The sequence below is a fragment of the Bacillus sp. MUM 13 genome (assembly GCF_001866725.1).
Lineage (GTDB): Bacteria > Bacillota > Bacilli > Bacillales > DSM-1321 > Peribacillus.
Genome location: NZ_MLYQ01000067.1, coordinates 1 through 8661 on the forward strand (window position 1 = coordinate 1; position 8661 = coordinate 8661).

5 protein-coding genes and 1 riboswitch are annotated in these 8661 nt (G+C 41.9%); of the genes, 3 read left to right on the forward strand and 2 right to left on the reverse strand.

Going from position 1 to position 8661, the window contains the following annotated elements:
* The first annotated feature begins 393 nt into the window (after positions 1–393).
* The gene (gene ppsA / locus BIV59_RS16080) at positions 394–2997 is read left to right on the forward strand and encodes a phosphoenolpyruvate synthase (RefSeq protein WP_071352469.1); all 2604 of its coding nucleotides are present in this window, start codon (positions 394–396) and stop codon (positions 2995–2997) included.
* 269 nt (positions 2998–3266) lie between these two features.
* Here ppsA and metC read toward each other — a convergent pair whose 3' ends face one another.
* Together metC and BIV59_RS16090 are read right to left on the reverse strand one after the other, a co-directional pair.
* Positions 3267–4457, reverse strand: a complete 1191-nt coding sequence (metC, locus tag BIV59_RS16085; RefSeq protein WP_071352470.1) for a cystathionine beta-lyase — start codon at positions 4455–4457, stop codon at positions 3267–3269.
* Entirely contained in the window at positions 4454–5566 is a 1113-nt protein-coding gene (locus tag BIV59_RS16090) for a methionine biosynthesis PLP-dependent protein (RefSeq protein ID WP_071352471.1), read from the reverse strand. Before BIV59_RS16090 ends, metC begins: the two co-directional genes overlap by 4 nt.
* Before the next feature lie 82 nt (positions 5567–5648).
* Positions 5649–5763: riboswitch (SAM riboswitch) on the reverse strand.
* A 180-nt stretch (positions 5764–5943) separates the two neighbouring features.
* On the opposite strand from BIV59_RS16090, the gene BIV59_RS16095 reads away from it, so the two are divergent.
* Both BIV59_RS16095 and fumC read left to right on the forward strand, forming a co-directional pair.
* Positions 5944–7095, forward strand: coding sequence for a glycerate kinase family protein (locus tag BIV59_RS16095; protein WP_071352472.1), 1152 nt, complete (start codon positions 5944–5946; stop codon positions 7093–7095).
* A 157-nt stretch (positions 7096–7252) separates the two neighbouring features.
* Positions 7253–8641 carry a class II fumarate hydratase gene (gene fumC, locus BIV59_RS16100; protein WP_071352473.1) on the forward strand — a complete coding sequence of 463 codons (1389 nt, stop codon included), beginning with the start codon at positions 7253–7255 and terminating at the stop codon, positions 8639–8641.
* Positions 8642–8661: the final 20 nt, after the last annotated feature.

An 8661-nucleotide genomic window follows, 5' to 3' on the forward strand; every position in this document is an offset into this window, starting at 1 on the left:
CTGCCCCCGCGGAAAGCGAGCATCCTGGAATGGAAATCCGCCACTTTGATTCATAGAAGCAAAGTCTGCGAAAACAGCCTAAAAAAAGAGCCTATTTTTAGTAAGTAGTTAACAAAGGAAAAATGGATAAGTTTTGGAACAGCTGCCGTTTTGGCGGTTTTTTTTGTATGGACATAGGCAGGAATATCTGAAGGAATTCATATTTATTGTGGGCTATAGGCACATAAGAGGGGATATACGCAGGAATTATAAGGTGAGTTTATCGTAAAAGGCTAAACTTTCCCTAATATAATTATAGCACATAAAAAAAGGGAAAAATAGACTTTTTGTTCTCGTTTACAACTGCTAAAATGCAATAGAACTTTACGGAAATTCCTTGGGGAGGGAAATAGAATGAATTCTTTAGTTCTCGGTTTTCAGGAAATGGAAAAATTACAGCTCATGCTCATTGGAGGAAAAGGGCTAAATCTAGGAGAATTGTCAAAAATTCAAGGAATACAAGTACCCGAAGGATTTTGCGTTACAACGGCTGGATATCAAATAGCCATTGAACAAAACAAAACATATCAAACATTGTTGGATCAACTAACAATGCTTAAGGTAGAGGATCGGGATCAAATTGATGAAATCAGCAGGAAAATTCGGCAAATCCTGATAGAAGCAGAAATTCCTTCCGATGTTGATAGTGCAGTTACTAACTATCTTTTGAAATTGGGTGAAAAAGATGCTTATGCAGTACGTTCTAGTGCGACTGCTGAAGATTTGCCATATGCCTCATTTGCTGGTCAACATGACACCTATTTAAATATCATTGGACAAGAAGCAATCATGCGGCATATAAAAAAATGCTGGGCTTCTCTATTTACGGAACGGGCGGTAATATACCGTATACAAAATAAAATTGACCACAGACAGGTTTATTTATCCGTAATCGTTCAAAAGATGGTTTTCCCCGAGGCTTCAGGGGTTTTATTTACTGCTGATCCTATTACTTCTAACCGTAAGCTGCTGTCGATCGAGGCCAGTTTTGGACTTGGAGAAGCACTTGTCTCAGGCTTGGCAGCTTCCGATTGCTACAAAGTACGTGATCATCATATCGTTGAAATGAGGATAGCATCAAAAAAATTGGCTGTCTATGGAAGAAAAGAAGGCGGAACAGAGAGAAAGCCAATCAGCACTGACCAGCAAAAGACCCAAGCACTTACTGAACAGCAAATTTTACAATTGGCACGAATCGGTAGACATGTCGAATCTTATTTTGGCTGTCCCCAAGATATTGAATGGTGTTTGGCTGATGATACATTTTATATTGTCCAGAGCCGTCCAATCACGACTCTTTTCCCTGCCCCTGAAGTGAATGACCAAGGAAATCATGTCTATATATCTGTTGGTCATCAACAAATGATGACAGACGCCATAAAACCATTGGGATTGTCTTTTTTTCTGTTAACGACTCAAGCACCCATGCGTAAAGCTGGCGGAAGACTGTTTGTTGATGTCACACAACAACTGGCTTCAATTTCCAGCAGAAATATTTTATTAAATGCCATGGGACAACACGATCCGCTCATGAAAGACGCGATTATGAACATCATTGAGCGAGGGGATTTTATAAAATCGTTACCAAATGATAATAAAGCACCGAGTCCGAGCAGAGGCAACAATACAGATATGCTGGCACAAATCGAAAACAATCCATCAATTGTTTCTGACTTGATTAAGCGCAGCCAAACATCCATTGAAGAATTAAAACAAAAAATTAAAAACAAATCAGGATCAGATTTATTTGCATTCATCCTGGAAGATATCCAAGAATTAAAGAGAATTTTATTTGACCCGCAAAGTTCTGCTGTATTTATGGCTGCTATAAATGCTACAACCTGGATTAATGAAAAAATGAATGTGTGGTTAGGTGAAAAAAATGCAGCAGACACGCTTTCTCAATCTGTACCAAACAATATTACTTCAGAAATGGGTCTTGCACTTTTGGACGTTGCAGATGTAATTCGTCCTTATCCGGAAGTAATTGAATATTTACACCAAGTAAATGATGATCACTTTTTAGATGAACTGGTTAAGTTTGATGGCGGTAAGGAAGCTAGAGACGCTTTCTATGCTTTTCTCAGCAAATATGGAATGCGGTGTGCCGGAGAAATCGATATCACAAAAACCCGCTGGAGTGAAAAGCCAGTTACCCTTGTTTCCATAATTCTCAGTAACATCAAAAATTTTGAAGCTAATGCCGGAAAGTGCAAATTCGAGCAAGGCAGGCATGCTGCTTTGAAAAAAGAACAAGAGTTATTAGAACGTTTGAACCAATTAACCGATGGTGAACAAAAAGCCAAAGAAGCAAAGCGAATGATCAGGCTTATCCGGAATTTCATCGGGTATCGTGAATATCCCAAATACGGCATGATTAACCGCTACTTCGTTTATAAGCAGGCTTTACTGAAAGAAGCCCAACAACTGGTGCAAGCGGGCATTATTCATGAAAAAGAAGATATATATTATCTCACATTTGAAGAATTCAGCGAAGCCGTACGCACAAAAAAGCTGGACCGCCAGAAAATCATAAAGCGGAAAGAGGATTATAAATTATATGAAAAACTGACTCCTCCGCGTGTTATTACATCGGAAGGTGAAATTATTACAGGCAAGTATCAAAGAGAAAACCTTCCAGCCGAAGCGATTGCAGGTTTGCCTGTTTCTTCCGGAGTGGTAGAGGGAAGGGCGCGTGTCATCTTAAACATGGAAGATGCTGATCTTGAAGAAGGAGATATATTAGTCACCGCCTTTACTGACCCCAGCTGGACACCATTGTTTGTATCCATAAAAGGCTTAGTCACTGAAGTGGGCGGATTAATGACACATGGAGCAGTGATTGCACGAGAATATGGCCTGCCAGCAGTGGTAGGAGTGGAAAATGCTACTAAACTGATTAAAGATGGACAACGAATCCGCGTTCATGGAACAGAAGGGTTTATTGAACGATTGTAATCGCGAAAATACGTTAAATTGCCCCTTTGCGCTGCTATTAAATGGAGACTTTTTAACAGTTTGTTAGTCCTCATGGCGGAATGCTAGAATGTCCATTTTGACTTCCAAAACATAGGGGAGCGAATTTTATAATTTTAGAATGCTAGAAGTTCATTTATTGGATACGATTGTTCAGGGATAAATGGCTGCCTTATGCAGCCATTTTTTTGTTCAAAAAGCCCTCATAAAAGAATACTGCATATGCTGCAGTATTCTATGTCCTGTTATATTCAGCCTTCATTAACAGCTGTCTGTAAATACTCCTTTTCGCTTTGCTGCAGGGCTAAAGTGAAATCGCGGATTAAATCATCACAGTTTTCAAGTCCAAGGGATAATCGCAAAAGGCTTTTTGAGATTCCGCGACTTTCTCTTTCCTCATCAGGCATTGCTGCGTGTGACATTTTTGCAGGATAGGAAAGGATGGTTTCAACGGCTCCAAGGCTTACAGCAAAAACGGGCAGCTGGAGCTGATTGACGAAGGAACGAAGCAGGCTTTCATTTTGCAGTTCGAATGATAACACGGCTCCTGCTCCCCTGGCCTGTTCGCTTTGGATTTTGTACTGAGGATGATCCGGGAGGCCTGGGTAATGGACAGCTTTAACTGCAGGCAGTGAAGATAGAAATTCAGCCATTTTATGTGCGGACTTCATGGAATGCGCCATTCTTACATGGAGGGTTTTAATTCCCCTCATGACCAGCCATGCATCCTGAACACCCAGAATTGCTCCAAATGAATTCTGCAAAAATGAAAGCTTTTCACCTATTTCCGGGTCTTTGACGGCCGCAAGTCCTGCAACAACATCGCTATGGCCTGAAAGAAACTTCGTTGCACTATGGAGAACAATATCAGCACCAAGTGAAAGAGGCTTTTGCAGAGCGGGAGTTAAAAATGTATTATCCACATATGTCAAGGCGCCAATTTCCCTGGCAATGGCACTGATTTCCCTTATATCGCTTACCTTAAGCAAAGGATTAGAAGGTGTTTCAATATAAAAAGCCCTTGTATTATGCTGGATTGCAGATCTGATGCTTTCAAGATTCGTCATATCGGCAAAAGTGTGCTGGATTCCAAACCGGTTCAAAACGTTTGTCACCATCCGGTAGGTCCCTCCGTATACATCTTCTGAAATGATGACATGGTCGCCTGAAGATAATAAAAGAAACGCAGTTGAAATGGCCGCCATTCCGGATGAGAAAGCAAAGCCCCTGGTTCCTTCCTCTAATTCAGCAATAATCTCTTCAAGTGCCTCCCGTGTCGGATTCAGGCTTCTGCTGTAATCATATTTGCCGAATTGATCAATATCGAATTGATGGTAAGTTGAGGCATGCTGAATCGGAACACAGACTGCACCTGTTGCCGGATCAATTTTATGCCGATTATGGATCAAAGAAGTTTCAAAAGCAAAATTTTCAGATGTCATAATAGGGCCTCCTGTTTTACATAATTTAAAGAATAATTCAAATCACTTATTAAATCGCCGGGATCTTCAATTCCTACTGAAAAACGCAATAACCTATTACAAACCCCATTCGCTGTTCTGATTTCTTCTGGAATGTCTGCATGGGTTTGTGTTGCAGGATACGTTATAAAGCTCTCAACTCCGCCGAGACTCTCTGCAAAAGAGATAAGGGAAAGTCCTTTTAAGAAAGGATTGATCCATGACTCATCATTTAACCTGAAAGAAAGCATACCGCCTCTGCCGGGATAAAGGACCTCTGAAACGGACTCGTGATTGGACAGGTATTCAGCAAGGATTTTTGCATTGGATTCATGGCGGGCCATCCGAAGAGAAAGTGTTTTCATGCCTCTCATTAAAAGCCATGAATCAAATGGGCTCAGCACAGCTCCTGCCCCATTATGGTGAAGGGCGAGAGAAGTGCAAAGATCTCTCCCTTTAGCAACGATAAGCCCTGCCAGCACGTCGTTGTGTCCGCCAAGATATTTTGTAGCGCTATGGATGACGATATGAGCTCCAAGCGGGATAGGTTTTTGGATCAGCGGTGTATAAAAGGTATTGTCGACGATTAAAAGCAAACCGTGCTGTTCCGCCAGCTGGCCGATAGCTTCGATATCCGCTGTTTCCATTAGAGGATTAGTGGGGGATTCTATAAAAATGGCTTTAGTCTTTGGTGTAATGGAATGTTCAATGCTCTGCAGACAGCTTGTATCTCTGTATTTACAGACTAACCCCCATTTCTTGAACCCCTGTTCCAATAATCGATATGTTCCTCCGTATAAATCCTTGGATAAAATCCACTCATCCCCGGATTGGAATAACGACAATACCGTCAATATTGCTGCCATGCCTGAGCTGCATGCAAAGCCCTGATCGCCGCCTTCAAGATCTGCTATGGTTTTTTCGAGGATCTGCCTCGTGGGATTTCCGGTACGGGAATAATCGAATCCTGTGGACTGCCCAATGCCTTCATGGCGGTAAGCTGTTGAAAGGTAAATGGGAGCATTCACAGTTCCTGTCTCTTTTTCGCTTCGATTTCCGATTTGTGCCAGATATGTGTCAATATTGTACATAGGTTCACCACTCCTTAAGCTGAATAAAATAAAAAAGCCTTCTTAAAGAAGAAGACTTTTAACAGTACATTGGAAGCCATTCTTCTTATCTTTCAAGTTATTAAAACTTGATGGAGTTAGCACCTTTTCATTGTTCTGGGCAATGAAGGTTGCTGAGGCGTCAACGGGCCAATTCCCTAAACCTCTCTTGATAAGAAATAAATTCTAATTATTCTATTAGTTTAGAATTTACTACACAAATAGGGTAATGTCAACTAATATAAATATATCTTCCCTGCAATAGAGTGAAGCAAATTCAGGAATTTATGAGGCATCACTTTAAGTTCAAAGTGTTTAATAAAAAGATATAGATAGAAAGATCGAAAGGAGGGCTTTTATTGAAAATTGTCATTGCCCCTGATTCATTCAAGGAAAGCATGACTGCAATGCAGGCGGCAGACTCTATAGAAAAGGGGTTCCGCCGCATCTTTAAATCTGCTGAAATTATTAAGGTCCCATTAGCAGATGGCGGGGAAGGGACGGTACAGGCACTTATAAATGCAACAGGAGGGAACATTATTGAAAAAGAAGTCACCGGGCCGCTAGGTGAAAGGGTGAATGCCAAATTCGGGATTTTCGGAAATGGAGAAAAAGCAGTAATCGAGATGGCTGCAGCTTCAGGCATCCATCTTGTTCCTTATGAAAAAAGAAACCCGCTGTATACGACCACCAGAGGTACTGGTGAATTGATACTGGCTGCCCTGGACGCGGGAGCAAAGCATATCATTCTTGGCATTGGCGGAAGTGCCACTAATGATGGAGGGGCAGGGATGGCAAAAGCGCTAGGAATAAAGCTTATGGATGAGAGCGGCAGGGAAATTGGAGACGGGGGTGGAGCTCTCGGAAAGCTTTGCTCCATTGATTTAAGCGATGCAGATCCAAGATTGCGGCATATCAGGGTGGAAGCAGCATGTGATGTAGACATCCCCTTAACCGGAGAAAAAGGTGCTTCAGCAATTTTCGGGCCACAAAAAGGGGCAGATCGGGAAATGGTTGTTCTTCTTGATAATAATCTCGAAAGATATGCGGCGGTCATTGAAAAGGAGCTTGGAAAAAAGGTAAAGGATGTGCCTGGTTCCGGTGCAGCCGGAGGCCTTGGAGCAGGATTGCTTGCCTTTTTGCCTGCTGAGCTTAAAAGAGGCAGTAAAATCATTATAGAAGCGGTCAATCTGATGGAACACATAAGAGATGCTTCAATCCTTATAACAGGTGAAGGCAAGATTGACGATCAGACTCTACTTGGAAAAACACCAATCGGTGCAGCTCGTCTTGCCAGGACTTTTAACGTTCCTGTGATTGCTATTGCCGGCAATGTTTCATATAACAGCGAAGAGTTTACTCAGCAGGGAATAAATGCCGTTTTCAGCATAGTTCCAGGAATTATCAGCAGAGAGGATGCCTTTATCAAGGCAGAGAGGCATCTTGAAGAAACTGCAGCCAATATTGCAGCAGTGTTAAAAATGTCAGCATGCAGCCGGTTTAAATCATGATATTTTTCTATACGATAATGAAAGCGAGAATAGAGGGCAAAGCTTTTAAATATTAAATACATGTTCGTTTATGCTGAATTTTGGGAAAGTAGATAGAGTAACCTTTTTTGGCATGGTATATAAAAATTATTTAACAGTGGAGACGGGAGGAAATTCCATGAAATTCAGAACAGAGAAAGACACTATGGGTGAAGTACAGGTTCCTTATGATAAATATTGGGGAGCACAGACTGAAAGAAGCAGAAATAATTTCAAAATCGGAAATGAAAGAATGCCGATAGAGCTCATCCAGGCTTTTGCATATGTAAAACAAGCCTCAGCTAAGGTCAATCATGAGCTGGGAGATTTATCTCAGGCAAAAATGAAAGCGATTGTAAAAGTCTGCGGTGAAATTCTAGAAGGAGCACTTGATGACCACTTTCCCCTTGTTGTCTGGCAGACTGGAAGCGGCACTCAAAGCAATATGAATGTGAATGAAGTAATTGCTAACAAAGGGAATGAGTGGCTGCGGGAAAACGGCGGAAATGAGCAGGAAATCCTGCATCCTAATGACGATGTCAACAAGGCCCAAAGCTCTAATGACTCATTTCCGGCGGCGATGCATATAGCGGCATACCTGGCAGTTGCAGACATCCTGCTGCCGTCTATTTCTGCATTAAGAGATACTTTGCTTGAAAAGGAAAAGGAATTTATGAATATTGTAAAAATCGGCCGCACCCATTTGCAGGATGCTACACCGCTCACACTAGGGCAGGAAATCAGCGGGTGGAGGGCAATGCTTGATAAAGATCTTCAAATGATTGAAGAAAGCAGCAAGCATTTAAAAAGCCTTGCACTTGGGGGAACAGCAGTAGGGACCGGGATTAATACAAAACCGGCATTCGGCCATATGGCCGCAGAACAAATCAGCAAGGATACCGGACATTCATTCCATACATCGCCGAACAAGTTTCATGCACTTACCAGCCATGATGAAATTGTGCACGTGCATGGTGCCATGAAGGCTCTTGCTGCAGATTTGATGAAAATTGCCAATGATGTCAGATGGCTTGCGAGCGGACCCAGAAGCGGTATAGGCGAGCTCTCTATTCCGGCAAATGAACCCGGCAGCTCCATCATGCCTGGTAAAGTAAATCCCACACAATGTGAAGCATTGACGATGATTTCCGTTCAGGTATTCGGAAATGACTCCACTATTGCTTTCGCAGCCAGCCAGGGGAATTTTGAACTAAATGTATTTAAGCCTGTTATCATTTATAACTTCCTGCAGTCTGTAAAGCTTCTGAGTGAAGGAATACAATCATTTAATGAGCATACTGCAAAAGGAATCATGGCAAACACTGAAAAAATAAAGGAAAATGTTGAGCGATCACTAATGCTTGTGACTGCCTTAAATCCGCATATCGGCTATGAAAAAGCAGCAGAAATCGCAAAACTGGCCTTCAGCGAACACACAACCCTAAAAGAAGCCGCCCTAAAACTCGGATACCTGACACCCGATGAATTCGAAAAATGGGTGAACCCGGAAAAAATGGTTAACCTATAAAAAAAGCGGAAGCGACTGTT

Coding starts and splice junctions, on each gene's coding strand:
- BIV59_RS16090 (WP_071352471.1), bottom strand. CDS start 5,566: ATGTACAATATTGACACATATCTGGCACAAATCGGAAATCGAAGCGAA.
- ppsA (WP_071352469.1), top strand. CDS start 394: ATGAATTCTTTAGTTCTCGGTTTTCAGGAAATGGAAAAATTACAGCTC.
- fumC (WP_071352473.1), top strand. CDS start 7,253: ATGAAATTCAGAACAGAGAAAGACACTATGGGTGAAGTACAGGTTCCT.
- metC (WP_071352470.1), bottom strand. CDS start 4,457: ATGACATCTGAAAATTTTGCTTTTGAAACTTCTTTGATCCATAATCGG.